30 protein-coding genes are annotated in these 22,171 nt (G+C 64.7%); 17 read left to right on the top strand and 13 right to left on the bottom strand.

Going from position 1 to position 22,171, the window contains the following annotated elements; all coding sequences use genetic code 11:
* Nucleotides 1-32 precede the first annotated feature (32 nt).
* The 4 genes from ACK4TE_RS01620 (at nt 33) to ttcA (ending at nt 3,314) form a co-directional block, all read left to right on the top strand.
* Nucleotides 33-1,016, top strand: a complete 984-nt coding sequence (locus tag ACK4TE_RS01620) for an alpha/beta fold hydrolase (RefSeq protein ID WP_409909717.1) — start codon at nt 33-35, stop codon at nt 1,014-1,016.
* A 74-nt stretch (nt 1,017-1,090) separates the two neighbouring features.
* A complete protein-coding gene (locus tag ACK4TE_RS01615; protein ID WP_409909716.1) occupies nt 1,091-1,522 on the top strand; it encodes a hypothetical protein in 432 nt (143 codons plus the stop codon).
* 240 nt (nt 1,523-1,762) lie between these two features.
* A complete protein-coding gene (locus ACK4TE_RS01610) occupies nt 1,763-2,182 on the top strand; it encodes a hypothetical protein (RefSeq protein WP_409909715.1) in 420 nt (139 codons plus the stop codon).
* A 247-nt stretch (nt 2,183-2,429) separates the two neighbouring features.
* The gene (gene ttcA, locus ACK4TE_RS01605) at nt 2,430-3,314 is read left to right on the top strand and encodes a tRNA 2-thiocytidine(32) synthetase TtcA (RefSeq protein ID WP_409909732.1); all 885 of its coding nucleotides are present in this window, start codon (nt 2,430-2,432) and stop codon (nt 3,312-3,314) included.
* Nucleotides 3,315-3,317: 3 nt separating this feature from the next.
* Here ttcA and ACK4TE_RS01600 read toward each other — a convergent pair whose 3' ends face one another.
* From ACK4TE_RS01600 to ACK4TE_RS01590, 3 genes are all read right to left on the bottom strand, one after another.
* On the bottom strand, nt 3,318-4,025 hold the full coding sequence (locus ACK4TE_RS01600; RefSeq protein ID WP_409909714.1) for a hypothetical protein: 708 nt from the start codon (nt 4,023-4,025) through the stop codon (nt 3,318-3,320).
* 70 nt (nt 4,026-4,095) lie between these two features.
* Nucleotides 4,096-4,869, bottom strand: coding sequence for an SDR family NAD(P)-dependent oxidoreductase (locus tag ACK4TE_RS01595; RefSeq protein WP_409909713.1), 774 nt, complete (start codon nt 4,867-4,869; stop codon nt 4,096-4,098).
* A gap of 54 nt (nt 4,870-4,923) precedes the next feature.
* Complete coding sequence (locus tag ACK4TE_RS01590) at nt 4,924-5,349, bottom strand: hypothetical protein (RefSeq protein WP_409909712.1); 426 nt, start codon at nt 5,347-5,349, stop codon at nt 4,924-4,926.
* Nucleotides 5,350-5,602: 253 nt separating this feature from the next.
* On the opposite strand from ACK4TE_RS01590, the gene rnhB reads away from it, so the two are divergent.
* The 4 genes from rnhB to ACK4TE_RS01570 all read left to right on the top strand — a co-directional run bounded on the left by rnhB (nt 5,603) and on the right by ACK4TE_RS01570 (nt 8,411).
* On the top strand, nt 5,603-6,184 hold the full coding sequence (gene rnhB, locus ACK4TE_RS01585) for a ribonuclease HII (protein ID WP_409909711.1): 582 nt from the start codon (nt 5,603-5,605) through the stop codon (nt 6,182-6,184).
* Between the two features lie 68 nt (nt 6,185-6,252).
* A complete protein-coding gene (locus tag ACK4TE_RS01580; protein WP_409909710.1) occupies nt 6,253-7,491 on the top strand; it encodes an FAD-dependent oxidoreductase in 1,239 nt (412 codons plus the stop codon).
* A complete protein-coding gene (locus ACK4TE_RS01575; RefSeq protein WP_409909709.1) occupies nt 7,488-7,847 on the top strand; it encodes a nuclear transport factor 2 family protein in 360 nt (119 codons plus the stop codon). The genes ACK4TE_RS01580 and ACK4TE_RS01575 overlap by 4 nt, the downstream gene beginning before the upstream one ends.
* 90 nt (nt 7,848-7,937) lie before the next feature.
* A complete protein-coding gene (locus tag ACK4TE_RS01570) occupies nt 7,938-8,411 on the top strand; it encodes a GIY-YIG nuclease family protein (RefSeq protein WP_409909708.1) in 474 nt (157 codons plus the stop codon).
* A 77-nt stretch (nt 8,412-8,488) separates the two neighbouring features.
* On the opposite strand, the gene ACK4TE_RS01565 is transcribed toward ACK4TE_RS01570, so the two are convergent.
* Nucleotides 8,489-9,790, bottom strand: a complete 1,302-nt coding sequence (locus ACK4TE_RS01565) for an acyl-CoA dehydrogenase family protein (RefSeq protein WP_409909707.1) — start codon at nt 9,788-9,790, stop codon at nt 8,489-8,491.
* 134 nt (nt 9,791-9,924) lie between these two features.
* Between ACK4TE_RS01565 and ACK4TE_RS01560 the strand changes: the two genes are divergently transcribed.
* The gene (locus ACK4TE_RS01560) at nt 9,925-10,665 is read left to right on the top strand and encodes a TSUP family transporter (protein WP_409909706.1); all 741 of its coding nucleotides are present in this window, start codon (nt 9,925-9,927) and stop codon (nt 10,663-10,665) included.
* A gap of 286 nt (nt 10,666-10,951) precedes the next feature.
* Entirely contained in the window at nt 10,952-11,863 is a 912-nt protein-coding gene (locus ACK4TE_RS01555; protein WP_409909705.1) for a LysR family transcriptional regulator, read from the top strand.
* A gap of 3 nt (nt 11,864-11,866) precedes the next feature.
* Here ACK4TE_RS01555 and ACK4TE_RS01550 read toward each other — a convergent pair whose 3' ends face one another.
* The 7 genes from ACK4TE_RS01550 to ACK4TE_RS01520 all read right to left on the bottom strand — a co-directional run bounded on the left by ACK4TE_RS01550 (nt 11,867) and on the right by ACK4TE_RS01520 (nt 16,701).
* Nucleotides 11,867-13,609 (bottom strand): cation:proton antiporter, encoded by a 1,743-nt coding sequence (locus tag ACK4TE_RS01550; RefSeq protein ID WP_409909704.1) that lies wholly within the window; start codon nt 13,607-13,609, stop codon nt 11,867-11,869.
* A 98-nt stretch (nt 13,610-13,707) separates the two neighbouring features.
* A complete protein-coding gene (locus tag ACK4TE_RS01545) occupies nt 13,708-13,923 on the bottom strand; it encodes a helix-turn-helix domain-containing protein (RefSeq protein ID WP_409909703.1) in 216 nt (71 codons plus the stop codon).
* Nucleotides 13,923-14,444 (bottom strand): DUF2975 domain-containing protein, encoded by a 522-nt coding sequence (locus ACK4TE_RS01540; protein ID WP_409909702.1) that lies wholly within the window; start codon nt 14,442-14,444, stop codon nt 13,923-13,925. Before ACK4TE_RS01540 ends, ACK4TE_RS01545 begins: the two co-directional genes overlap by 1 nt.
* Nucleotides 14,445-14,502: 58 nt before the next feature.
* The gene (locus ACK4TE_RS01535; protein ID WP_409909731.1) at nt 14,503-14,943 is read right to left on the bottom strand and encodes a nucleoside deaminase; all 441 of its coding nucleotides are present in this window, start codon (nt 14,941-14,943) and stop codon (nt 14,503-14,505) included.
* An 8-nt stretch (nt 14,944-14,951) separates the two neighbouring features.
* A complete protein-coding gene (locus ACK4TE_RS01530; protein WP_409909701.1) occupies nt 14,952-15,338 on the bottom strand; it encodes a RidA family protein in 387 nt (128 codons plus the stop codon).
* A 69-nt stretch (nt 15,339-15,407) separates the two neighbouring features.
* On the bottom strand, nt 15,408-16,076 hold the full coding sequence (locus ACK4TE_RS01525; protein WP_409909700.1) for a crotonase/enoyl-CoA hydratase family protein: 669 nt from the start codon (nt 16,074-16,076) through the stop codon (nt 15,408-15,410).
* Nucleotides 16,077-16,143: 67 nt separating this feature from the next.
* Nucleotides 16,144-16,701 carry a hypothetical protein gene (locus ACK4TE_RS01520; protein ID WP_409909699.1) on the bottom strand — a complete coding sequence of 186 codons (558 nt, stop codon included), beginning with the start codon at nt 16,699-16,701 and terminating at the stop codon, nt 16,144-16,146.
* Nucleotides 16,702-16,740: 39 nt separating this feature from the next.
* On the opposite strand from ACK4TE_RS01520, the gene rsmD reads away from it, so the two are divergent.
* The gene (gene rsmD / locus ACK4TE_RS01515) at nt 16,741-17,301 is read left to right on the top strand and encodes a 16S rRNA (guanine(966)-N(2))-methyltransferase RsmD (RefSeq protein ID WP_409909730.1); all 561 of its coding nucleotides are present in this window, start codon (nt 16,741-16,743) and stop codon (nt 17,299-17,301) included.
* Nucleotides 17,302-17,537: 236 nt separating this feature from the next.
* On the opposite strand, the gene ACK4TE_RS01510 is transcribed toward rsmD, so the two are convergent.
* Entirely contained in the window at nt 17,538-17,957 is a 420-nt protein-coding gene (locus ACK4TE_RS01510; protein ID WP_409909698.1) for a hypothetical protein, read from the bottom strand.
* A gap of 350 nt (nt 17,958-18,307) precedes the next feature.
* Here ACK4TE_RS01510 and ACK4TE_RS01505 point away from each other — a divergent pair, with 350 nt between their 5' ends.
* The 6 genes from ACK4TE_RS01505 (at nt 18,308) to ACK4TE_RS01480 (ending at nt 21,971) form a co-directional block, all read left to right on the top strand.
* Nucleotides 18,308-18,853 (top strand): biotin transporter BioY, encoded by a 546-nt coding sequence (locus ACK4TE_RS01505; protein WP_409909697.1) that lies wholly within the window; start codon nt 18,308-18,310, stop codon nt 18,851-18,853.
* Between the two features lie 6 nt (nt 18,854-18,859).
* Complete coding sequence (locus tag ACK4TE_RS01500; protein WP_409909696.1) at nt 18,860-19,672, top strand: YgfZ/GcvT domain-containing protein; 813 nt, start codon at nt 18,860-18,862, stop codon at nt 19,670-19,672.
* Nucleotides 19,665-20,249 (top strand): DNA-3-methyladenine glycosylase I, encoded by a 585-nt coding sequence (locus ACK4TE_RS01495; RefSeq protein ID WP_409909695.1) that lies wholly within the window; start codon nt 19,665-19,667, stop codon nt 20,247-20,249. Before ACK4TE_RS01500 ends, ACK4TE_RS01495 begins: the two co-directional genes overlap by 8 nt.
* The gene (locus tag ACK4TE_RS01490; RefSeq protein WP_409909694.1) at nt 20,246-20,455 is read left to right on the top strand and encodes a hypothetical protein; all 210 of its coding nucleotides are present in this window, start codon (nt 20,246-20,248) and stop codon (nt 20,453-20,455) included. The genes ACK4TE_RS01495 and ACK4TE_RS01490 overlap by 4 nt, the downstream gene beginning before the upstream one ends.
* Nucleotides 20,452-20,721, top strand: a complete 270-nt coding sequence (locus tag ACK4TE_RS01485; protein ID WP_409909693.1) for a hypothetical protein — start codon at nt 20,452-20,454, stop codon at nt 20,719-20,721. The genes ACK4TE_RS01490 and ACK4TE_RS01485 overlap by 4 nt, the downstream gene beginning before the upstream one ends.
* 128 nt (nt 20,722-20,849) lie before the next feature.
* On the top strand, nt 20,850-21,971 hold the full coding sequence (locus tag ACK4TE_RS01480; protein ID WP_409909692.1) for a beta-ketoacyl-ACP synthase III: 1,122 nt from the start codon (nt 20,850-20,852) through the stop codon (nt 21,969-21,971).
* A gap of 4 nt (nt 21,972-21,975) precedes the next feature.
* Here ACK4TE_RS01480 and ACK4TE_RS01475 read toward each other — a convergent pair whose 3' ends face one another.
* Nucleotides 21,976-22,125, bottom strand: a complete 150-nt coding sequence (locus tag ACK4TE_RS01475; RefSeq protein ID WP_409909691.1) for a hypothetical protein — start codon at nt 22,123-22,125, stop codon at nt 21,976-21,978.
* Between the last annotated feature and the right edge of the window lie 46 nt (nt 22,126-22,171).

Raw genomic sequence — 22,171 nt, 5'->3', positions numbered from 1 at the left:
CAACCTGCCCGCCAACTGCCGGAGGCCCCGCCATGCCCGAATTCCGCACCCTCCACACCGGCGAAGCCGCCATCCGCGTCGCGCTCGAAGGCACCGGCCCCCTCGTCCTCATGGTCCACGGCTTCCCGGAAAGCTGGTATTCCTGGCGCCACCAGATCGGCCCCATTGCAGCCTCCGGTTTCACTGCCGCCGCGATGGACGTGCGCGGCTATGGCGGCTCCACGCGCTTTCCCGAAGTTTCCGATTACCGGATGGAAGCCCTCATCGCCGACATTCTCGGCGTCGGCGCCGTGCTCTCGCCGGACGCACCCTTCATCCTCATCGGCCATGACTGGGGCGCCCCGCAGGTCTGGAACACCACCCTCCTCCACCCGGACCGCATCGCCGCCGTGGCCGCCCTTTCCGTGCCCTTCTACGGCGCCCCGGAATTTTCCTTCGACGATGTCATCAAACGCGTCTTCGACGACCGCGACCGCTTTTTCTACCAGTCCTATTTCCGTCGCCCCGGCCGCGCCGAAGCCGATCTCGAAGCTGGCCTGCGCCGCTTCCTTGCCGGCTTCTACTATTCCATCTCCGGCGACGCGAAGGAGGGCGACTGGAAACTCGGCCTGCCTTCCGCCGCCAAACTGATGGACAGCCTCACCGTGCCGGAAACAATGCCCGCCTGGATGAGCGAAGCCGACCTCGACTATTACGAATCCGAATTCCGCCGCTCCGGCCTCTTCGGCCCGATCAGCCGATACCGCAACCACACGCGCGATTTCGAATTCCTGAGCCCCTTCCGGGGACGGACGATCCTGCAGCCCGCCTGCTTCATCGCCGGCGACAAAGACCCCGCCTTCAACGGCTTCGGCATGGTCACCGATCCCATCGCCAAGATGCGCCCCGCCGTGCCGAACCTCGAAACGGCCGTCGTCCTGCCCGGCTGCGGCCACTGGACCCAGCAGGAACGCCCCGCAGAGGTCAATGCCGCCCTCCTGCCCTGGCTCACCAGCCTCAGGGGCCGCGCCGTCTGATCCCCTCAGAATCCATCTATCAATTTTTTGCAGTCAGGCTTAGCTGATCCCCTCTCAGGAGGAGACCCCAACCCATGTTCCGCACCCTTATCGCCGCCGCCATCCTGGCCGCCGCGCCGCTCGCTGCTGCCGCCGACGAAGTCTGGTCCCTGCCCAGCGGCAACCAGGTCGTCTACCTGCGCGACGACGGCACCACCGCCGTCCTCGCCTACACGCCCGTCATGGGCGTCGAACAATCCTACATCTTCGTGCCCGGCCTCGGCGGCAATTACGAGGACCGCGGCACCTTCACCGGTTACTGGGTCGAACCCGTCTATGTCGGCAAAAGCTGCCCGGTCCCGATCATCGCCTCAGACGGCATGCAATGGGACCGCTGGGGCGCCGTCGAAGTGAAGTTCCACAAGAAGGGCTTCCCCTCGAAGATCACCCTCAAACGCGGCGAGTGTTTCGGCGCCCCGAAAGAAAAGATCAAACTCAAACCGGTTGTCGGCGCCGGCCTCCAATAACCTGTAAAAAGCTGGAATCGCCTGCAACGGCTGCGAAGGACACAACGTTAGAAACCCCTTCTCCCATGAGGAGAAGGGGTTGGGGATGAGGGGCTGGCCCCCATACACCTCCCCCTCCGCTGGTTTCCCCAACCCGGCTTACGCAACAGCAAATCAGGCCAAACGGGAAAAATCCCAATACGGATCAAAGCCCGAAAATAAATCGCAGGAAACTTACGCTACACCCCCACAGGCGGGGTTATGTTCCCGCCCATGATCCCGATGCGCCAGCTCCGAAGCGATCCCAACTTCGCGCCGCTCTTCCGGCACGTTCACCCGTTATGCTGGTGGGTCCTCTGGTGGAGCCTCAACCGCATCTTCCTCTGGTACGACACAAGCGGCTACGAAAACGTCCTCCTTGCCACGACCCGCTGGGGCTACGTCTACCCCGCCTATCTCGGCCAGAAGAAACCCGACCCGTCAGCGTACAAACCCTACGAACTTGAACGCCCGCGCTGGGATGACCCGGTGTGGAGCACCAACGTGCCTACCCCCTTCCTCATCACAAACGAAACGCTGCGGCCCCATCCCCATCCTCCCCTGCGAAGCGGGGGAGGTGGATGGCCGCATCGCGGCCAGACGGAGGGGGCCTGCGCCCTCACCTCACTCGACACATCCTAGCCCCCTGTCATCCCGGCGAAAGCCGGGACCCAGCGCTCCAGTCGCTGCCGCCGAGCAGCTCATCCTGATCGAAGTCGAAGGATAGAGCGGGCTCGCCATTGCTGCGGCACATGCCCATCCTTCGACTTCGCTCAGGATGAGCTCCGAAAATTCAGAAACAGAAACCGGCCGGCTCCCCCCCGCGTCCGGTCGCCCGCGCACCCACCACCCTTGCAGCCCCCCGCCCCTCATGGCACATCCTCGCACCATGCCGGATACGCTCACTTCCTCGCCGCACCTTTTTGCCGACGCGCCAGACTCGGTCAGCTTCCGCAAGCTGCGCAAACGTCTCGTGCGCGGCGCGCAGGAAGTGATCGACACCTACAGCCTCCTCGACCGGCGCGCCATCGAAACGGGCGAAAAGCTGCGCCCGAAATGGCTCGTCTGCCTGTCCGGCGGCAAGGATTCCTACGGCCTGCTCGCCGTGCTGATGGATTTGGCTTGGCAGGGCGCCCTGCCGGTCGATCTCATCGCCTGCAATCTCGATCAGGGCCAGCCGGGGTTCCCGAAGCACATCCTGCCAGACTGGCTCGCGAAGATCGGCGTGCCGCACAGGATCATCACCGAAGACACCTATTCCATCGTCACCGAAAAGGTCGAGGCGGGGCGCACCTATTGTTCCATGTGCTCACGTCTGCGCCGCGGCATTCTCTACCGTGTCGCCCGCGAGGAAGGCTGCGAGGCCATCGTGCTTGGCCATCACCGCGATGACGCGCTCGAGACATTCATGATGAACCTCGTGCATGGAGGGCGCCTCGCCGCGATGCCGCCGAAGCTGCTGAACGATGAGGGCGACGTGATGGTGTTCCGTCCCCTGATCACTTCCGCCGAGACCGATCTGGCGAAATTCGCCGAGGCGATGCAGTTCCCGATCATCCCGTGCAATCTCTGCGGCAGTCAGGACGGGTTGCAGCGCGTCGCGATGAAGCACCTGCTCGATGAATGGGAGCGCAAGAAGCCCGGCGTGCGCCAGGTCATGGCCCGCGCCCTCGCCAATGTCCGCACCAGCCACCTGCATGATGCCGGTGTGTTCGATTTCGCCGGCCTCGCGCTGGGCAAGACCGGCGAAGATGATCCGAACGTGCCGTTCTGAACCTTATTCCCCGCTCTCCACACGCAGCGTGTAGGGAATGAAAATCTCCAGCACCAGCGGGCCGGAGGGCTGCGTGATGATGCGGCTCTCGAGCCCGGTCAGCGACACCCGCGCCGGCGCGAACAGCTCGCGCAGGCCACGCACTTCGGTTGCAATATCGGCCACCAGATCCGCCCGGTGCTTGGCCACATCGCGCGCGCCGATGAACTGGCTGTCGCCGAGATACGCTTCCGCGCGTCCGGAAGTCTCGATGGATTTCACGAACTGGTCGGCCCGCTTCATCAGCGCCTCGAAGGATTCGCCTTCGCGCGTGTCGATGCTCAGCGTCAGGGTGAATCGTCCGGTCCCGGAATAATCGGTGGTGAACACGTCCGTGAACAGCACCGTATTGATATCCGACATCGACTGGCCGAGCGTCCCGCCCGCAAGGCTGAAGCCGGCAGTCTTGTCCGCCTTCGCCTTCAGCTTGTTGAACATCGTCTCCAGTTCCTTGCGCCGCTCGGCCGTGTCACGCGTCGCACTCTGATAGGTCAGCGCCACCATCACGAAGTCCGCCGGGATCTGGCGGTAGACGGCTGGCGCACGCACGCGGGCGCTTTCTTCCACGCGGTTGGAGGTCACCATCATCCGCTCCATGCCCTGCGCCACCGCCGGCAGGCCGGGCAGCGCAATCAGGGCGGAAATGGCAAGAACAGACAAGACGCGGCGCATGGGAAATCCTCCTCAATCAAGGCAAGACCGTCCACCGGTGATCCGCCAGAGTCAACGGGGAAGAGGCGGGCTAGCGCGTCTGCCCGCCATCAACAGCCAACACCGCACCGTTCACGAAGCTCGCCCGCTCCGACAGGAGCCAGGCCGCCGCATCGCCAATCTCGCGCGGCTGGCCGAAGCGTTTCATCGGCACTTCGCGCTTGATCCAGCGCCACCACGCCTCGGCCCGCGGGCCGGTGGACTGTTTTTCCCATGTGCTGCCGGGAAAGATGATGTTGCCCGGGGCGATTGTATTGACACGGACATTCGTCTCGCCGGTGAAACGCGCGCCGGAGGTCGACAGATGGTTCACGGCCGCCTTGGTCGCGCCATAGATCAGCGGTGTGCCGAGTGCCGCGAGGCCGGCAATCGAGCTGATGAACAGGAAACTGCCGCCACCATTCTTCGCGATGCGCGGAATGGCGCCGCGCGCGAGGCGGAAGGCGGAGTTGAGATTCTGGTCGAGCCCCGCCTGCCAGTCTTCATCCGTCACATCGAAACCGAGCGGCGAGGGCGACAGGCCGACATTGGCCACCGCGCCTGAAATCTTCCCGAACTGATCCTCGCACGCCGCCAGCGCGGCCTCGATCGGCGCGGTCTGCGTCAGGTCGCCAGCAAAGCTCCACACCTTGTGCTTGCCGAAGCGTTTTGCGAAGTCCGCCCGCGTCTCCTCCAACGCCTCTGGCCCCCGCGCCGTCAGCGCCACTTTCGCGCCTTCCTCCAGCAGCACTTCGGCAATCCCATGCCCGATGCCCCGGCTCGCGCCTGCAATGAAGATCACCTTGTCCTTCAGCCCCAGGTCCATATCCGCTCCTCCGTTTGCACCATGCTGGACGAGCGCCCGGCGCAAGGCCAGCCCTCACCCTGCGGGAAGCGGCGCAAGGTCCGGCGCAATCCATGCGCGCCGCGCCTCTGCCGAAAACAGGACCTCCTGCGACCAGTGCGCGAGAATCCAGCCGGGTTTGCCGCACGGCCCGGCCATCAGCGCCGCCAGCACGTCGCTGAGCGGCGCCTCGCCCGCCCCTGCCAGCGCCCGCGCCGCCATAGTCAGCGAGGCCTGCGTGATCGTTTCGTGATAGCCTTCCGTCTCGGTATTCCGTCCGCCTACGGACTCATTGTAACGCCGGATCAGCCCCGGCATCTCCGCCCGCGCCGCCGTCTCGCCCCGCTCCCGCAGCAGCCAGAGCGCGGCCGCAAAATGCGCCGCGTGCGTCCAGCCTGCTTTTGGCAGAGTGCAGGCCATCATGGCGCGTGCCACCGTCTCGATCTCGTCATCCGTCATCATTCTGGAAAGTCCTCATCGTAAAAAGAAAAAGCCCGCCGCGGAAATCCGGGCGGGCATCGGGTCATTCAGGGAAGGCGGGGGTCAGCTGCCCTGTCGCCACGTCCCGCACGCCCGCGCCGCCCGGAGGCGGGTCTGTTGTTGCTTGGGGGCGCGATTGATGATCATGGCGGGGACGGATACGCCCGCTCCAGTCGCCCGTCAATGCGCTGCGCCTATAGCCTCCCGCACCGACTCCCGGTTAGCCTTTCAGGCCATGCGAAACGCGTTCCTCACCTGCGGTATCGATGAAGCTGGCCGCGGCCCCTGGGCCGGGCCGGTGACTGCGGCGGCGGTGATCCTTGATCCTGCGCGGCCGATCCCCGGCCTCACCGATTCCAAGAAACTCACTGAAGCGGCGCGAGACCGGCTCGCTCCGCTGATCCGCGAGTGCGCCCTCGCCTGGGCCATCGCCGAAGCCACGCCGGAGGAGATCGACCGCCTCAACATCCGCGAGGCCACCTTCCTCGCCATGACGCGCGCCGCGCGCGCGCTTTCTGCTGTGCCCGGCGAAATCCTCATCGATGGCAACGCCCTGCCGAGATCCCTGCCCGCGCCCGCGCGCGCCATCATCAAGGGCGACCTCACAGAGCCCGCCATCTCCGCCGCCTCGATCCTCGCCAAGACGCACCGCGACGGCCAGATGAAAGCCCTCTGCGCGGCCCATCCCGGCTATGGCTTCAGCCAGCACAAGGGCTATGGCACCGCCGCCCATGCCGAAGCGCTCGCCCGCCTCGGCCCGTCGCCCATCCACCGTATCAGCTTCGCCCCGGTGCGCGCCGCGCTGCAGGCCGGCTGACCATCCCCCACGTCAGGGTTTGCCAGCCGCGCCTCTCCGGCATTAATCTTCCTCCGGAGGAAACGCGCATGTCCTACGACCTGATCATCGTTGGCGGCGGCGTCGGGGGCGGCGCGCTGGCCGCCGTGATGGCGCGCGCCGGACGCAAGGTGCTGCTGCTGGAAAAGTCGGAGCGGTATGAAGACCGTGTGCGCGGCGAATGGATCGCGCCCTGGGGCGTCACCGAGACACGGCGTATCGGCCTCTACGACACGCTGATGCAGGCCGGCGGCCATCATATCACCGACCATGTCACCTATGATGAAAACCTCGCGCCGGAAGAGTGCGAGCAGGCGGCCCTTCCGCTCGGCATCTTCGCGCCGGATGTGCCCGGCCCGCTCTGCCTCGGCCACCCGCACCATTGCCAGACGCTCTACGATGCCGCGCGCGAAGCGGGCGCCGAAAGCCTGCGCCCGGTTGTCATCGAGAAGATCATCACGGGCAAAACACCGTCCGTCACCTTCACGCACAAGGGCGAAAGCCGCACGGCGCACGCACCGCTGATTGTCGGCGCGGAAGGGCGCCAGTCCGAAGTGCGCGCCGCGGCCGGAATTCCCCTGCATCAGGACAAACCGCATCACTGGTTCGCCGGCCTGCTGATTGAGAATGTCGAAGGCTGGAACCCGACCCGGCAGGCCATCGGCACGGAAGACAATTTCGGCTTCCTCGCCTTCCCGCAAGGCAATGGCCGGGTGCGCGTCTATGGCGGCTATGCACTCGAGGAGAAAGGCCGCTTTGCCGGCGAAGGCGGCGCGCAGCGTTTCCTCGAAGCCTTCCGCATGAACTGCGCGCCGGACAATGCCGCCCTCGCCGCAGGCACACCCGCCGGGCCGCTCTTCTCCTATTTCAACAATGACAGCTGGACGGACGAGCCCTTCGCCGAAGACTGCGTCCTCATCGGCGATGCAGCCGGCTGGAATGATCCGATCAACGGCCTTGGCCTGTCGATCACTTACCGGGATGTGCGGATGGTGTCCGACATCCTCAAGGAAACGCCCGCCGGCAAGGCACCGGATTTCACTCCGTATGCAGAGGAACGCGCCGAGCGCATGCGCCGCCTGCGCTTTGCCGGCCAGATTCAGGCTGCGCTCGATATGGAATTCGGCGAAACCGCCCGCGAGCGCCGCCGCCTCTATCATGAGCGCAAGGCCGCCGACCCGACCCTCGGCCTGCACGGCGTTGCCATCATGGCCGGCCCGGAAAATGCGCCCGCAGAAATCTTCACCGAGGCACACCGCGCCCGCGTGCTCGGACTGGAAACCGCATGAGCCTCGATATCGCCCGCTTCAATGCCGACTGGCTCGCCGCCTGGAGCGCCAAGGATGTAGACACGCTGCTCGGCTTCTACAGCGAGACCACGGTCTACAAGGACAACAACACCGCCGCCGGGATCACCGGCCATATCCAGCTGCGCCCCTATCTCGAAGGCCTCTTCGCCTCCACGCCGAAGATGATCTACACGCCGGACGAAACCTGGCCCATCCCCGGCGGCTTCTGCGGGCGCTGGTATTGCGCCATCGGCGAGAACGGCAAGGATGGCGCGATGCGCGGCTTCGATCTCTGCCTCGTGCAGGACGGAAAGATCACGCTCAACGAAGTGTATGTGCACATGCTGCCCGCCTGACGGGCGCGCCGGCCAACAGTTAATGCGCTGTTAACCGGCGCCAGCGAGGTTGCCCGGGCCTGCATCCGCAGGGACCGGGACACAGCGACCATGTCACTCTTCAATATCTTTCCTTTCAGCCTGATCATCTTCGGCTGGCATGTCTGGTATGGCGAGACGGGCGAGACCTATCGCTTCAAGATCACGCTGACGCGCGGCGGCATTCCGGACCGCGGCGGCGGCATCTACATCTTCGTGCGCCGCCGCTTCGTGTTTTTCCTCGAGCCGCTCTATATCGGCAAGGCCACCGATTTCCGCTCGCGCCTCTACGGGCATGAACGCTGGTGGGAGGCCTGGTGGAAACGCGGCGCGACCGAGCGGCATATCCTCAGTGTACGAAGCGGAAAGGATCGCGAGCGGATAGAGGAAGACCTGATCCGGCGCTACCAGCCGCGCATGAATGACATGCTCGTCCCGCGCGGCGCGATGGACATGCCCTCGAATGCGAAGCTCCGCCGTGCCTGGAAATGGCGCCAGTGGTGGAAAAATCTCATCCGCCTGCCGTTCGGCGGCAAGGCGGCCTGACCCCGGACATGAAAATCCCGGCAGAAGCTGAGCCTCTGCCGGGAGTCATACGTTAGCCTGCATCGGCAGGCTGGAGCTTACTTGCGCCAGATAGCGGCCAGCGACGGGTCTTCGACGCCGCCTTCGTACTTGCGCAGTTCGTGACGGCCGACCACCATGTGGTGGACTTCATCCGGCCCGTCTGCGAGGCGCAGCGTACGCTGGCTGGCATACATCCGTGCGAGCGGGGTCCATTGCGACACGCCGGTGGCGCCGTGGATCTGGATCGCCTGGTCGATGATCGTGCAGACGCGCTCCGGCACCATGGCCTTCACCATCGAGATCCAGATGCGCGCTTCCTTGTTGCCGAGCACGTCCATCGCTTTCGCCGCTTTCAGCACCATCATGCGCATCGCTTCGATTTCGATCCGTGCGCGGCTGATGATCTCGGTATTGCCGCCGAGTTTCGCCAGCGGCTTGCCGAAGGCTTCGCGGCTGAGGCCGCGGATACACATCAGATCGAGCGCGCGTTCGGCCTGACCGATGGAGCGCATGCAGTGGTGGATACGGCCGGGGCCAAGGCGCAGCTGCGAAATCTCGAAGCCGCGGCCTTCGCCGAGCAGCATGTTTTCCTTCGGTACACGGACGTTCTCGAAGCGCAGGTGCATGTGGCCATGCGGCGCATCCGGCTCTCCGAACACATGCATCGGGCCGACAATCGTCACGCCAGGATGCGGCAGCGGCACGAGGATCTGGCTCTGCTGGCGGTTGACGTCCGGGCCATTGTTCGACCGGCACATCACGATCATGATGCGGCAACGCGGATCACCCGCGCCGGAGGCGTAATACTTCTCGCCGTTCAGCACATATTCGTCGCCGTCGAGTTCGCATTTCATCGACACGTTCTTGGCGTCCGACGAGGCCATGTGCGGCTCGGTCATCACATAGGCCGAGCGGATCTTGCCCTCGAGCAGCGGCTTCAGCCACTTCTCTTTCTGGGCGGGCGTGCCGACGCGCTCCAGCACCTCCATGTTGCCGGTGTCCGGCGCCGAACAGTTCATCGTTTCGGACGCCATCGGATTCTTGCCGAGTTCGGCCGCGATATAGGCATAGTCGAGGTTCGAAAGGCCTTCGCCGGTTTCGGCATCCGGCAGGAAGAAGTTCCAAAGGCCCTGCTTCTTGGCTTCGTCCTTGGCTTTCTCGAGGCATTCGAGCTGGCCGGGGGCGTAGGTCCAGATGTCCTTGTTGCCTTCGCCGAGGCGGTGGAACTCGACGCTCATCGGGTTCACAGTCTCGTCGATGAACCGCTTCACATGCTCGTATAGCGGGCGGACCGCTTCGGACATGCGCAGGTCGTTGAGTTCGGCATAGGCGTCGGGGGTGTGCTGAGTGTCAGCCATGGGTCATTTCCTCTTCGGTATTCCTGAAATCTACGGGCCGTTTCCTGCGCTCAGCCTAGCTGAGACCGCCGGGGCAGCGCAAACGCTTTCCCAAGCTCTCGCGCAGGGGAAGGAACTGCGCTAGAGCGCGCGGAATGAGTCCGCTCTCGGCCTTTCTGATCCTTGCCACGGTGCTGGTCACCGCTTTCATTTCCGGTATTTTCGGCCTCGCTGGCGGCCTGATCCTGATGGCGGTGCTCACCAGTCTGCTGCCTCTGGCGGCCGCTATGGTCATGCACGGCACTGTCCAGATGGTCTCCAACGGCTACCGCGCCTTCCGGCTGCGCGGCCACATCAACTGGCAGGTTTTTCGCCGCTACGCGCTTGGCTCTGCCTTTGCGATGGCGATCCTGTTCTGGCTCGCCTGGCGGCCAGAGAAGCAGGTCGTCTACTTCCTGATCAGCACGATTGCGGTCTTCGTCTGGATTCCGCGCAGCTGGATTCGTCTCGATGCCCGCCTTCCGGGTCAGGCGGAGTTCGCCGGATTCGTTGCGCAGGGCCTGAACACGCTGGCGGGGGTGGCCGGGCCGCTGGTTCAGCTGTTCTTTATCCGCACCGACATGACCCGGCAGGCCATCGTGGCGACCGAGGCGACCACCCAGACCCTCTCGCATCTCGTGAAGATCGTGTTCTGGAGCCTTCCGGTAGTGACCGCTGCCGGAATTGATGGCTTGCCGCCCGCCTGGTTGATCCTCGCCGCTATTCCCCTGTCGATGACCGGCACCACGCTGGGCGGCAAGGTCCTCGACGCCATGAACGATGTGAACTTCAAGGCGTGGATGAAGTGGCTGGTAACTGCCGTGTGCGCCTACATGCTGGTTCGTGCGCTGGGGTAGGCCGAGATAGATCGTGCGGCGGGAGCGTTCGAGTTTTCGCCGGTCGCGCTCGACCTGTTCCGATTTGCCTGCGGCTGCGAGCTGGTCCAGCGCGTCAACGATGTCAGCTTCCAGCGAACGGTCAAAGCTCGCCTCACCGGACCGCGACCTGCGGTACTGCTGAAGGCGGCGGGATGGCTGTAACACGGCTTTCATGCCGGAACTCCACTTCACCGCCTATTATGCTGCAGACTCGACTATTCTGATACTTTATTTTATGAAATCCATTCATCACTGTCAGTGATATATGGAATTTACCCCTCCGATGAACCTGCGCAGCCTTGATCTCAATCTCCTGCCGGTTCTGGAAGCCGTCTACACAGAGCGCAGCCTGACGCGGGCAAGCGAAACTCTGCACCTCACACAGCCGGCGGTAAGCAACGCGCTGTCACGCCTGAGAGCCCATTTCGAGGATCCGCTGTTCGTGCGCGAAGGGCGCGGCGTGAAACCGACAGCCATGGCAGAGGCCCTGATGCCGGCCGTTCGCGAAGCGCTGGACCGGCTTCGGGTGGGGCTTGAGCCGCGCTCGGAGTTCGATCCGGCGCGCTCCACGCGCGTCTTCAACATCACCGCGCGTGATGCCAGCGTCTATATGATCGCCCCCGCCCTTGCCCGGCGGATGCAGGCCGAAGCGCCGGGCGTGCGTGTCACCTGGAGCCAGACCGTGCGCTCCGCGATCTCCGGCGACCTCGCCTCGGGGCGGCTGGATGTGGCCATCGATGTGCCCGAACTGCGCGGGGTCGACATGGACCGCCAGCCGCTGTTCACGACGCCCTATGCCTGCATGCTGGCGCAGGATCATCCGCTGGCGAACAAACGCCTGACACCGGAACGCTTTGCCTCGCTGCGTCATATCGCCGTGTCCAGCCGGCGCGAGGGCCGCAGCCTGGTGGAGGAGATTGCGCGCAGCGCCGGTATCCGCATCACACCAGTGCTGCGCGTGACCAGCCACCAGCCGGCCATCGAAGTGGTGCGCGTTACCGACCTTGCCCTCGTCGCGCCGCGCCCGATGGCGGAGGCGACCGGCCTTGCCGTGCAGGACCTTCCCTTCGATACGCCGCTGCTCGGCAGTGTGCTCTACTGGCGGCGTGAAAAGAGCGAAGACCCCGCCATCAGCTGGCTGCGCCGCGTGATCGTCGAAGTGTCGGCAGGGGTTTGAGCCTCACGCCTTGCGGTATTCCTCGTCGCGCGCCTGGGCAATCCGGTCACGGACGGTTTCGGTATCGTAGCCGAAGACTTCCAGAGCGATCTGCACCATCTGCAGGCCGGACTCGATGGCCTCCGGCACGACATGCGCCGCGCCCGCTTCGCGCAGCTGCGCCATATGATCGCCGTCATGTGCGCGGGCGAGAATGGTGAGGCCGGGGCAAAGCTCGCGCGCAGCCCGCACCATCGCGGCGGCGCGCTCGGCATCGTCCACCGTAACGATCAGCATCGCCGCCGTGTCGAGTTCGCAGACGGCGAGGAATTCCTTGCGCGCCGCATCACCGACATAAGCATGTATCCCGGCCTGACGCGCAAGGCGGATCTTGTCCGGCTCCCGGTCGAGCGCGAGCAGGGTCGCCTCCTCATCCTGCAGGAGGCGGGCGACCGACTGGCCGACACGGCCATAGCCGGCAAGGATGACATGACCGGAGAGGTGGCTGAGATCGAGATCCGGCGTGCCTTCGTCTGACGCATGACGCTTGCCCACAAGCGCGCGGGCGAGGCGTGCGAGCATCGGCGTTGTCATCATCGAGAGGCCCGCCACGGCGCCGGCGAAGGTTGCCACGTCTGCCGTCACCACGCCGCTTGTCTGCGCCGCTGTCAGGATGACGAACGCAAACTCTCCGGCCGGCGCGAGCAGCAGGCCTGCCTCCAGTGCCAGCGGATGGCCGCCGCCTGCAAACAGGCGGCAGGCAATATAGGCGATGATGAATTTCAGCGCGATCATCGCGGCGAGGCCGGCGAGGATGTAGACGATGTTGTCTTCAATCGCCGGCAGGTCGAGGCTCATGCCGACGGTCATGAAGAACAGGCCGAGCAGCAGGCCCTTGAAGGGTTCGAGGTCGACTTCGGTCTGGTGCTTAAACTCCGTCTCCCCGACCAGAAGCCCCGCGAGAAAGGCGCCGAGCGCGAGCGAGAGCCCGGCGCTGTAGGTGATGGCGGCGGCGCCAACGACCGTCAGAAGGGTCAGCGCCATCAGATAGTCGCGCCCGCCGCTCGCCGCGGCGAGGCGAAAGACGCGGCCCAAGAGATAGTTGCCGATAAACCAGATCACGGCGATGGCGATGAGGCCGCGCACAAGCGCGTCGAGCAGCACGCCCGCCATGTTCGCTTCGGTCTTCATCGCGGCGAAGCCGACGAAGATCAGGATCGGGGCGACGAGGATGTCCTGGAACAGCAGCACACCGAGGGTCGAGCGGCCGACCGGTTGCGCCGCCCGCTTGGCCTCGATCAGCACCTGCATGACGATGGCCGTGGACGACAGCGCAAGCGCGAAGCCGAGGATCATCGCCACAGGCAGGTCGAGACCAAAGGCGAGGCCGATGCCGGCGATGACCGCCGCGCTGACGAGCGCCTGAAGGCTGCCGGCCCCGAGCACGACCCGGCGAAGCGCCCAGAGTCGCTGGAAGGAGAATTCCACGCCCAGCAGGAAGAGGAGGAACAGCACACCGAGTTCGGCAAAAGGCAGCGCCGCTTCCGGTGTCGTGATCGAGAAGAATTCGAGGACGGGATAGTCATGCGCGAGATTGCCGAGCGCGAAAGGGCCTAGGGCGATGCCCGCCAGCATGAAGCCGAGGACTGCGGGAACCTTCAGCGCGCGCAGGGCCGGCACGAGGATGCCGGTGGCAATCAGGAACACCAGCAGGTCCTTGATCAGGGTCGGGCTGGGCCCGTGACCGTTGACCGCTGCATGCTCCATGAACCACCCCCTTGCCGGATTACAGGGGATTTAATCATGCCGGGCGGGGGCCGCGCCAGCCCTTTGCTGTCAGGCAAAAATATTTGGCAGATTGCCGCTTACGGCGCTGGCCCGAAATCGAGCAGGTCGCCCGGTTTGCAGTCCAGCACTTCGCAAAGCTTCGCCAGCGTATCGAAGCGGACGCCTTTGACCTTGCCGGACTTCAGGAGCGACAGGTTCGCCTCGGTAATGCCTACGGCAGCGGCAAGGTCTTTCGCCCGCATCTTGCGGCGGGCGAGCATGACATCCAGCGTGACGATGATTTCGTTGGCCATCAGACGATCTGGTCGCTTTCCGTCTTGATGCGGATACCTTCTGCAAAGACGTGGCTGAGACCTAGGATGGCAATGCCCATGGCCGCGACGCCGAGGGCAAGGTCGTTCGCCTGCCACAGGAAGCCCCCGCCGCCTTTCAATTCGATCCAGCGCAACACGTTGGGAACGATCAGCGCGCTTGCCGCCGCTGCCCAGATCAGGCCCGAGCCGGCATTGCGCAGTGTACGGAGGTTTCTCTGCGTGAACACTTCGCCCTCGCCCGTGCGTTTGAACAGGTCAGAGAAGTCCGTCAGTACACCGAGCAGGATCAGCGTGGGCAGGTTGACCAGCAGAGCGATCAGGAAAGCGTTCAGCACGTCCAGCCAGTTCTCACGGGTCACCACCAGATGGCTAACGCGCCCGCCCACATCGGCCAGGACCGAGAGCAGGAGCAGGACGAATACCACGATCGCTGCTACTGACAGCCAGGCCGTCTCGCGCAGGTTTTCGGCGCGTGTCTCGCGGATTTCGGGTTCGGACATGGCTCAGCCTCCAGAATATGGAGGTCGTATACGCAAGAAATTATTGTACAGCAATAATTTATTTTCGTCTCGAGCGAAAAAATTCCTGTAAAAGCCCGGCAGCCTCGGCGGCGGAGGCAAATTCCTGAAGGATTTCCGGGCGCCAGTGGCAGGTCGGCTGCTCGAAGAATTTCGGCCCGTGTAGCACCGCGCCGCCTTTCTCGTCCGCCGCTGCGAAAACGAGGCGCCGGATGCGCGCAAAGCTGATCGCGCCGGCGCACATCGCGCAGGGCTCCAGCGTGACATAGAGGTCGAGACCGGTGAGGCGGTAATTGCCAAGGCGTTCGGCGGCGTCGCGGATGGCGATGATCTCGGCATGCGCGGTCGGATCATGGCCGGCAATGGGACGGTTCGCGCCCTCGGCGATGATCTCGCCAGTCACCGGATTGACGATGACAGCGCCCACCGGCACCTCGCCCGCCTCGGCGGCAGCGCGGGCAAGCTCAAGCGCGCGGGCCATAGGCGAGGTCATGGCACCACCGCGTCTGCTTCCAGCTCGACCAGCCATAGGGGGTCGATAAAGCCTTTGACTTCGACAAAGGTGCAGGCCGGGCGGATATTGCCGAATATTTCGCCATGCGCACGGCCGGCCTCGCGCCATTGCGAGATATCGGTGAGCATCACCCGTGTACGGACGACATGTTGCAGAGAGGCACCGGCCTCTTCGAGCGCCTGCGCGATGATCTCGAGGCAGCGCTGCGTCTGGCGGTAGACATCGCCCTCACCCGCCAGTTTGCCATCCGCGCCAATCGGCGCCGTGCCCGCGACCCAAACATGCGGCCCGGCACGCACCGCGCGCGAAAAGCCGATCTCCCCCTCGAACGGCGAGCCGGAACTGACTGTGTGTCTCTGCATGCCGCCTCCCGGCCCCCGAATGAGAACGCAACTTAGGGATTTCGCGGCGCGGTTCAATGCCGCGAGGTATTATCCCGCCAGAGTCGGCGTCAGCAGGTCTATCGTGGGCTGGCGGGCGAGGCGTTTGTTGCGGCCATAGGCTGCGTTGGCGATGGGCAGCAGGCGTTCAGCCTCCGCCATCGCGGCATCAATCACCTCGCCCGGCTCCACCACACGGTCGAGCCAGCCGACGGGCACGGCTTCGTCCGGCGTGTAGAGGCGCGCCTGTGCGAGGGCCTCGGTGAGATACATCGGATTGAGCCGGGCGCGCGGCAGCTCGACGCCGAAAGGCGGCAGGGTCATGCCGTTGACCGTCTCGTTCGCGCCGATCTTGTAGGCGCCGCGCCCCCCGATGCGCGTGTCGCCGCCGAGCAGCAGGAAGGCGCCCATCGCGATGGCGTGGCCGGTGCAGGCGATGACGACGGGCTTGTCCGACGTGAAGAGGCGCAGCGCGAGGCGCCCGCCGCCGTTCACCAGCTTGGCGCGGTTTACCGGATCGGCGGAGGCGAGGAATTTGAGATCGAAGCCTGCCGAGAACCGCTCCGGCCGGCCGGCGAGGACGATGACTTTCGCCTTCGCTTCAGCCTCATCGAGCGCGGCATTCGCGGCGCCGAGCAGGTCCAGGCTGATGGCATTGGCCTTGCCATCGTCGAGCGTGACGAGGGCGATGTCGTTTTCGATTTTGACCGTGGCGGACATGGGCGGGCTCCTGTTTGCGCGGAGGATCGGGCTGCTGTCATTGGGGAAGGCAAGCCGTGGCGCAGGGTCAGGCGCAAACCCGTGGCGCAATCAACAGAAAGGCCAGCGCTGCAGCCTGAATGCCGGTCCAGCCCCAGCTCCAAAACCGGATTCTTTGGGCAAGGTCGATGCGCAGCACATCATCGGCGGATCGTGTTTCCGGATACTTTTCCAGTAGGCGCTGCATCGGCGCAGGGCCGACACCCATGCTGTAGAACATAAGCAATCTGGCAGCGAGAAAGCGCATCCGTGTGCGGTGGGTTGCTCTCTTCAGCCAATGCCATTGCACCAGAAGAACACCTGAAAAGATTGCATTCAGTTGAAGCAGCATCGCAATCTCAGTGGTTCCGAAATTTCCGATCCTGCATTCCTGCCCGCCTCGGCCCAGCCAGGAACCAAGCATCAGAAAGGCAGGCATCAGAAAGACCAAGACGACGAACGCAGCAAGGACAACGACAGCGGCGAGACCATTCCGAGTCCGGGTCGCGGTCCTGATATCCGGGACCTCGGCAGCAATCTCCGAAGCCATCGCCGCGGGAACGCCGACATGCATAAGCCGCGTTTCGACATCCGGAAAATCTGCCATCCCTTCCCATTCTCCGCGCGCTCGCCTATTGGCCCATCCATGCGCATCATTGCCGGACAGCACAAGGGACGAAGCCTCGCGGCGCCGAAGGGGATGGGCACGCGCCCGACCGGGGACCGGACGCGGGAGAGCGTGTTCAACATTCTCGCTCATGCCGACTGGGCCCCGGCGCTGGAGAGCGCGCGGGTGATCGACCTGTTCGCGGGCTCCGGCGCGCTCGGTCTTGAGGCGATGAGCCGGGGCGCGGCCTTCTGCCTGTTCGTCGAAACAGACCACGCTGCGCGCGGCGCAATCCGCGACAATATCGAAGCGCTGGGCCTGTTCGGGAACACGCGGCTGCACCGCCGCTCGGCGACCGACCTCGGCGAGAAGCCCGCAGGCGTCGGCGCGCCGTTCAACCTCGCCTTCCTCGATCCGCCTTATCACAAGTGGCTGGCGGAGCCGGCGCTGGAATGCCTGGTGGCGGGCAAGTGGCTGAGCGAGGACGCGGTCGCCGTGGTCGAGACGGGCTCGGACGAGGCGCTGATGTTTACCGGCTGGACGGTGATCGAAGCGCGCGATTACGGTGCGGCGCGGGTGAGTTTCCTAAAGCGGGGCTGAAGTTTTTTTGGTTTTTGCCCGGTGCTGATCGCGGGCTGAAGCCCGCGGCACCTGCGCGCCTTGCTCGTGGGGCGTCAGGTATTGAGCGCAGCACGAATGCCCGGACGCGGGGGTTCCCGGCCGGTGGGTTTTTCCTGAACTCGATTTCCTGTCATCCCGGCGAAAGCCAGGCCCCAGACTTGAGGCGTGCGCGGGGGCTGCCTCTGGGTCCCGACTTTCGCCGGGATGACAAGGGCCTAGGAGGTGTTGGGGATGGAGGAGAGGGTGCAGGCCCCCTCCGTCAGCCTGCTACGCCAGAGGCTTCGCAGGCCGACACCTCCCCCGCTGCGCAGGGGAGGATGGGGACAGGGCCGCAGCGTTTCGGCTGTGGTGAGGGCGAGGAGAGGCGTGGGCACGTTGGTGCTCCACACGGGGTCATCCCAGCGAGGTTTTGTGAGTTCGTATGGTCTGTAGGCTGAGGGATCGGATTTCCGGTCGCCGAGATAGGCGATGTAGACATAGCCCCAGGGGGTTGTGCCGTAGAGGATCTCTTCATAGCCCGAGCTTGCATACCACCGCAGCAGCCGGTTGAGAGACCACCACAGGATCGGCCAGCACAGCGCATGCACATGCGCAAACAGGGGCGCGAAGTGCGGGTTGGCTCGGAGGGCGCGCATCGGGATCATGGGGAGGAGTGTAACCCCGGTGTTGGGGGTGTAGCGCAAGTTTTCTGATTTTTCTTTTCGGGCTTTGATCCGTATGGGGATTTTTGGCGTTTGGGCTGATTTGGTGTTGCATAAGGCGCCTTCAAGCCCCTTCTCTCTCAGGGAGAAGGGGTTGGGGATGAGGGGGCGCAGCATCACCCCAGATCAACAAGATCAGACGTCACTCCCCCTCACCCCCAAGCCCCTCTCCCAGGGGAGAGGGGGCTTAGAGCGAGGGATTCCAGCTTTTTACATTTTGGGGCGGGTTGACCTTGGCGGGTGGGGGGAGGATGAACGCGTGTCATTTGCAGAAGGCTTTTTCCATGTCGCAGTCCCTTTCCCCTCCGCTGAGCCATCCCGTGCTGCGGCCCCTGCTGATTGGCGTTTCGGGGATCGCGGCGCTGACCGTGTCGTCCCATGTGGCGCTGCCGATGGCGCCGGTGCCGGTGACGATGCAGACGCTGTTGGTGGTGCTGATGGGGGTGGTGCTGGGCCCGAGAGCGGGTGCGGCGGTGGTGATGGCCTGGCTCGGCCTTGCGCTGGCCGGGGCGCCGGTGCTGGCGTGGGGCAAGGCCGGACTGATCGCGTTCACCGGGCCGACGGCGGGCTACCTGTTTGCCTTCCCGGTGGCGGCGTTCCTGGCGGGGTACCTGCCGAAAGCTCATAGCGTGGCCGGGCATGGGCTCCGCTTTGCGGGCTTCCTGGGGCTGCACGCGCTGATCCTGGCGATGGGCGGGGCGTGGCTGGCGATGCTGACGACGCCGGAGATTGCGCTGGCGACCGGCGTGGTGCCGTTCATCGCGGGATCGCTGCTGAAGAGCGGGCTTGCCACCGCCGTGATCGCGGCGAAGGGCACGTTGAAGGGCTGACGGCGCATGCACCGCCTGCCCCACCGCGCGATCCTTCGCCTGACAGGCCCGGACACGCTGGCGCTGCTGGAGCGCACAGTGACGCATACTGTGGGCGGCTGGCCAGAGGGGCAGATGCGCTATGGCGCGCTGCTGACGCCGCAGGGCAAGGTGATCGCTGACTATCTGGCGCTGCACCTGGGTTCCGGCGTGCTGATCGATGTGCATGAGGATGCCGCCGACGACCTGCTGAAGCGGCTGAAGATGTTCCGGCTGCGGGCGGCGGTGGAAATTGTGCGGGACGAGACGCTGGTCCCGGTCATCAGCCTGGAAGGCGTGCCCGATCCGCGGAGCCCGAAACTGCCGAGACGGATGATCCGGCCGGCGGCGGAAACGGATGACGTCCTGCCCGGCTGGGACGCGCTGGCGATTGCGGCGGGCATTCCCGAATGGGGGCGCGACTACGGCGCGGCGGAAGTGTTCCCGACCGATATCAACATGGACCTGATGAACGGCGTGGATTACCGCAAGGGCTGTTTCGTCGGGCAGGAAGTGGCGAGCCGGATGAAGCGCAAGGGATTGATCCGTAAACGGACGGTGCGCGTGCGCGGCGGCGCGCTGGAGGCCGGCGCAGAGGTGCGCGCGGGCGCGGGCGTGATCGGCACCGTGACGAGCGCGGCGGGCGGCGAAGGCCTCGCGCTGATCCGCACGGACCGGTTTGCGAAATCCATCATGGCCAAGGAGGCCGTGACGGTGAACGCCGCGCCGGCGGAGATTGAAGGCGCGCCCTGGCTGATTGCCGAAGTGAAGGCGCACCTGGAGACCCCGGCCGATGATTGACGAGACACCATATTGCGGCTGGGCGCCAGTGAGCGACCGTCTGTACAGGGACTATCACGACATGGAGTGGGGCGTTCCGGAACGCGATCCGCGCGCGCTGTGGGAGAAGCTGCAGCTGGACGGGATGCAGGCGGGCCTCAGCTGGATCACCATCCTGCGCAAGCGCGAGACGATCCGTGAGGAGTTTGACGGGTTCGACCCGGAGCGGCTGGCGCGGTGGACACCGAAGCGGGTTGACCGGGCGATGAAGAACCCCGGCATCATCCGCAGCGCGAAGAAGATCGAGGCCGTGATCGGCAATGCGCAGGCCTATCTGTTCATGATGGAGAGCGGCGAGGACTTCTCCGAGTATTGCTGGAGTTTTGTCGGCGGCCGGCCGATCATCAATCGCTGGCGCAATTTCCGCGAGGCGCCGACCTTCACCCCCTGGTCCGAGGCGATGTCCAAGGACCTGAAGAAACGGGGATTCAAGTTCGTCGGCCCGACCATCGTGTATGCCTGGGCACAGGCCGTTGGCATGGTGAACGATCATGAGGTAAGCTGTCCCCGACACAGGGACGTGAGGACACCGAAATGAAGATGCGACTGATGCTGGCCGCCGGGGCGGCTGTGATTGTGGCGGCGGCCTGCGCCTCGAGCGAGCCGGCGGCCTATTATGCCAATCCGGTGGATGCCTGCGCGAATGAGGAAACGCAGGCCGAGCGCGATGAGTGCATGAAGAATGTGGTTGCAGACGTGGCGCTGTCGGTGAAGCGCGAAAAAGAGCGGAAGCCGCCGAGATGAGCCGCGGCGGAGCCCTTGCGGCGGCGCTGGCGGGCCTTGTAACGCTGTCAGGGTGCCAGACCTGGCTCGACCGGGCGGATGCGACCGCGCTGGAGACCTGCGCGAAGTTCACTGACGAGGCCGAGCGCGCGAAGTGCCGTGAGACGGTGGTGGCGACCGAGCGGGCCAAGCAGCAGAAACTGGTCGATGAGATGGAGCTGCGCCAGCAGGAATCCGAAGAGCGCGCGCGGCTGAACGAAGTGTTCGGCGACCCTAAAAAGCCCTGAAGGCCCCCGAACCGGGCCTGAAACCCCGGCCTTGTGCTGGCGGGGCGGCGCGCGTTACACCTTGCGATACAGAGATATAGCAAGAAGGGCCCGGCGCCGCGTGCCGGCGGGCCCCGCCGGAGAGACAAATGCCGAGCCCCGTGATTTCCGCCACAGGCCTGTGGACCCCGCCCCATTCTATTTCCAACGAAGAACTGGTCGCCAGCTACAATGCCTGGGCCGAAAACTGGAACCGCGAGAATGAGGCGGAGATCAAGTCCGGGATGACGGAACCGAAGCCGATGTCGTCGGTGGAGTTCATCGAGAAGGCGTCCGGCATCAAGGCGCGCTATGTGGTCGACAAGGACGGCGTGCTGGACCCCGATATCATGGCGCCGCGTATCGGCGAACGGCCGAACGAACAGATTTCCATTCTGGCGGAGATGGCCGTGCATGCGGCGCGCGATGCGCTGAAGCGTGCGGGGCGCGATGCGAAGGATGTGGATGCGGTGATCTGCGCGGCGTCGAACATGCAGCGCGCCTATCCGGCGATGGCGATCGAGGTGCAGGAGGCGCTGGGGATCGAGGGCTTTGCGTTCGACATGAACGTGGCGTGCTCCTCGGCGACGTTCGGGATCCAGACGGCAGCGGATTTCATCCGTGCCGGGAATGCCCGGTCAGTGCTGGTGGTGAACCCGGAGATCTGCTCGGGACACCTGAACTTCACGGACCGCGACAGCCATTTCATCTTTGGCGATGTGGCGACCGCCATCCTCGTGGAGGACGAGGCGATGGCGCCCAAGGCGCATTGGAAAATCCTGGGCACGAAACTGAAGACGCAGTTCTCGAATAACATCCGCAACAATTTCGGCTTCCTCAACCGCGCGGCGCCGGAAGGCATTGGCGCGCCGGACAAACTGTTCGTGCAGGAAGGCCGCAAGGTGTTCAAGGAAGTGGTGCCGATGGTGGCGGAGATGATCACCGAGCATTCGGCAGAGCTGGGCATTCCGGCAGCGGAGCTGAAGCGGATGTGGCTGCACCAGGCGAACGCCAACATGAACCGGCTGATTTCCTCCAAGGTGCTCGGCCATGAGGCGAGCGAGGCGGAGAGCCCGACCGTGCTGGACACTTACGCGAACACATCCTCGGCGGGATCGATCATCGCGTTCCACAAACACTCGGCGGATTTCAAGCCGGGCGAACGTGGGCTGATCTGCTCGTTCGGCGCAGGCTATTCGGCGGGGACGGTGTTTGTGGAGAAGGCGGGGTAACCCCCTACTCCTCGAAATCCTCGGTGAACATGTCGCCCCAGAGGGCGCGGCGGCTGGCGCGGACGGCTTCGACGACGACGACAAGGGTGCCGCAGGCGAGCATCGTCATGGCGAAGGCCTGGCCGGTGAAGTAGTTGAGGATCGCGTCCGTCATAAGTCTCTTGGGCCCGTTTATAGTTCTCTTGTCAGGTGAGCCCTGT

Origin of the sequence: Hyphomonas sp. (assembly GCF_046313975.1) — a bacterium.
GTDB lineage: Bacteria > Pseudomonadota > Alphaproteobacteria > Caulobacterales > Hyphomonadaceae > Hyphomonas.
This window is presented reverse-complemented; position numbering and strand designations above follow the sequence as displayed.

What these genes read in the sequence shown, in the direction of transcription:
- ACK4TE_RS01620 (WP_409909717.1), top strand. Translation starts at nt 33, where the DNA reads ATGCCCGAATTCCGCACCCTCCACACCGGCGAAGCCGCCATCCGCGTC.
- ACK4TE_RS01615 (WP_409909716.1), top strand. Translation starts at nt 1,091, where the DNA reads ATGTTCCGCACCCTTATCGCCGCCGCCATCCTGGCCGCCGCGCCGCTC.
- ACK4TE_RS01610 (WP_409909715.1), top strand. Translation starts at nt 1,763, where the DNA reads ATGTTCCCGCCCATGATCCCGATGCGCCAGCTCCGAAGCGATCCCAAC.
- ttcA (WP_409909732.1), top strand. Translation starts at nt 2,430, where the DNA reads ATGCCGGATACGCTCACTTCCTCGCCGCACCTTTTTGCCGACGCGCCA.
- ACK4TE_RS01600 (WP_409909714.1), bottom strand. Translation starts at nt 4,025, where the DNA reads ATGCGCCGCGTCTTGTCTGTTCTTGCCATTTCCGCCCTGATTGCGCTG.
- ACK4TE_RS01595 (WP_409909713.1), bottom strand. Translation starts at nt 4,869, where the DNA reads ATGGACCTGGGGCTGAAGGACAAGGTGATCTTCATTGCAGGCGCGAGC.
- ACK4TE_RS01590 (WP_409909712.1), bottom strand. Translation starts at nt 5,349, where the DNA reads ATGATGACGGATGACGAGATCGAGACGGTGGCACGCGCCATGATGGCC.
- rnhB (WP_409909711.1), top strand. Translation starts at nt 5,603, where the DNA reads ATGCGAAACGCGTTCCTCACCTGCGGTATCGATGAAGCTGGCCGCGGC.
- ACK4TE_RS01580 (WP_409909710.1), top strand. Translation starts at nt 6,253, where the DNA reads ATGTCCTACGACCTGATCATCGTTGGCGGCGGCGTCGGGGGCGGCGCG.
- ACK4TE_RS01575 (WP_409909709.1), top strand. Translation starts at nt 7,488, where the DNA reads ATGAGCCTCGATATCGCCCGCTTCAATGCCGACTGGCTCGCCGCCTGG.
- ACK4TE_RS01570 (WP_409909708.1), top strand. Translation starts at nt 7,938, where the DNA reads ATGTCACTCTTCAATATCTTTCCTTTCAGCCTGATCATCTTCGGCTGG.
- ACK4TE_RS01565 (WP_409909707.1), bottom strand. Translation starts at nt 9,790, where the DNA reads ATGGCTGACACTCAGCACACCCCCGACGCCTATGCCGAACTCAACGAC.
- ACK4TE_RS01560 (WP_409909706.1), top strand. Translation starts at nt 9,925, where the DNA reads ATGAGTCCGCTCTCGGCCTTTCTGATCCTTGCCACGGTGCTGGTCACC.
- ACK4TE_RS01555 (WP_409909705.1), top strand. Translation starts at nt 10,952, where the DNA reads ATGGAATTTACCCCTCCGATGAACCTGCGCAGCCTTGATCTCAATCTC.
- ACK4TE_RS01550 (WP_409909704.1), bottom strand. Translation starts at nt 13,609, where the DNA reads ATGGAGCATGCAGCGGTCAACGGTCACGGGCCCAGCCCGACCCTGATC.
- ACK4TE_RS01545 (WP_409909703.1), bottom strand. Translation starts at nt 13,923, where the DNA reads ATGGCCAACGAAATCATCGTCACGCTGGATGTCATGCTCGCCCGCCGC.
- ACK4TE_RS01540 (WP_409909702.1), bottom strand. Translation starts at nt 14,444, where the DNA reads ATGTCCGAACCCGAAATCCGCGAGACACGCGCCGAAAACCTGCGCGAG.
- ACK4TE_RS01535 (WP_409909731.1), bottom strand. Translation starts at nt 14,943, where the DNA reads ATGGCCCGCGCGCTTGAGCTTGCCCGCGCTGCCGCCGAGGCGGGCGAG.
- ACK4TE_RS01530 (WP_409909701.1), bottom strand. Translation starts at nt 15,338, where the DNA reads ATGCAGAGACACACAGTCAGTTCCGGCTCGCCGTTCGAGGGGGAGATC.
- ACK4TE_RS01525 (WP_409909700.1), bottom strand. Translation starts at nt 16,076, where the DNA reads ATGTCCGCCACGGTCAAAATCGAAAACGACATCGCCCTCGTCACGCTC.
- ACK4TE_RS01520 (WP_409909699.1), bottom strand. Translation starts at nt 16,701, where the DNA reads ATGGCAGATTTTCCGGATGTCGAAACGCGGCTTATGCATGTCGGCGTT.
- rsmD (WP_409909730.1), top strand. Translation starts at nt 16,741, where the DNA reads ATGCGCATCATTGCCGGACAGCACAAGGGACGAAGCCTCGCGGCGCCG.
- ACK4TE_RS01510 (WP_409909698.1), bottom strand. Translation starts at nt 17,957, where the DNA reads ATGCGCGCCCTCCGAGCCAACCCGCACTTCGCGCCCCTGTTTGCGCAT.
- ACK4TE_RS01505 (WP_409909697.1), top strand. Translation starts at nt 18,308, where the DNA reads ATGTCGCAGTCCCTTTCCCCTCCGCTGAGCCATCCCGTGCTGCGGCCC.
- ACK4TE_RS01500 (WP_409909696.1), top strand. Translation starts at nt 18,860, where the DNA reads ATGCACCGCCTGCCCCACCGCGCGATCCTTCGCCTGACAGGCCCGGAC.
- ACK4TE_RS01495 (WP_409909695.1), top strand. Translation starts at nt 19,665, where the DNA reads ATGATTGACGAGACACCATATTGCGGCTGGGCGCCAGTGAGCGACCGT.
- ACK4TE_RS01490 (WP_409909694.1), top strand. Translation starts at nt 20,246, where the DNA reads ATGAAGATGCGACTGATGCTGGCCGCCGGGGCGGCTGTGATTGTGGCG.
- ACK4TE_RS01485 (WP_409909693.1), top strand. Translation starts at nt 20,452, where the DNA reads ATGAGCCGCGGCGGAGCCCTTGCGGCGGCGCTGGCGGGCCTTGTAACG.
- ACK4TE_RS01480 (WP_409909692.1), top strand. Translation starts at nt 20,850, where the DNA reads ATGCCGAGCCCCGTGATTTCCGCCACAGGCCTGTGGACCCCGCCCCAT.
- ACK4TE_RS01475 (WP_409909691.1), bottom strand. Translation starts at nt 22,125, where the DNA reads ATGACGGACGCGATCCTCAACTACTTCACCGGCCAGGCCTTCGCCATG.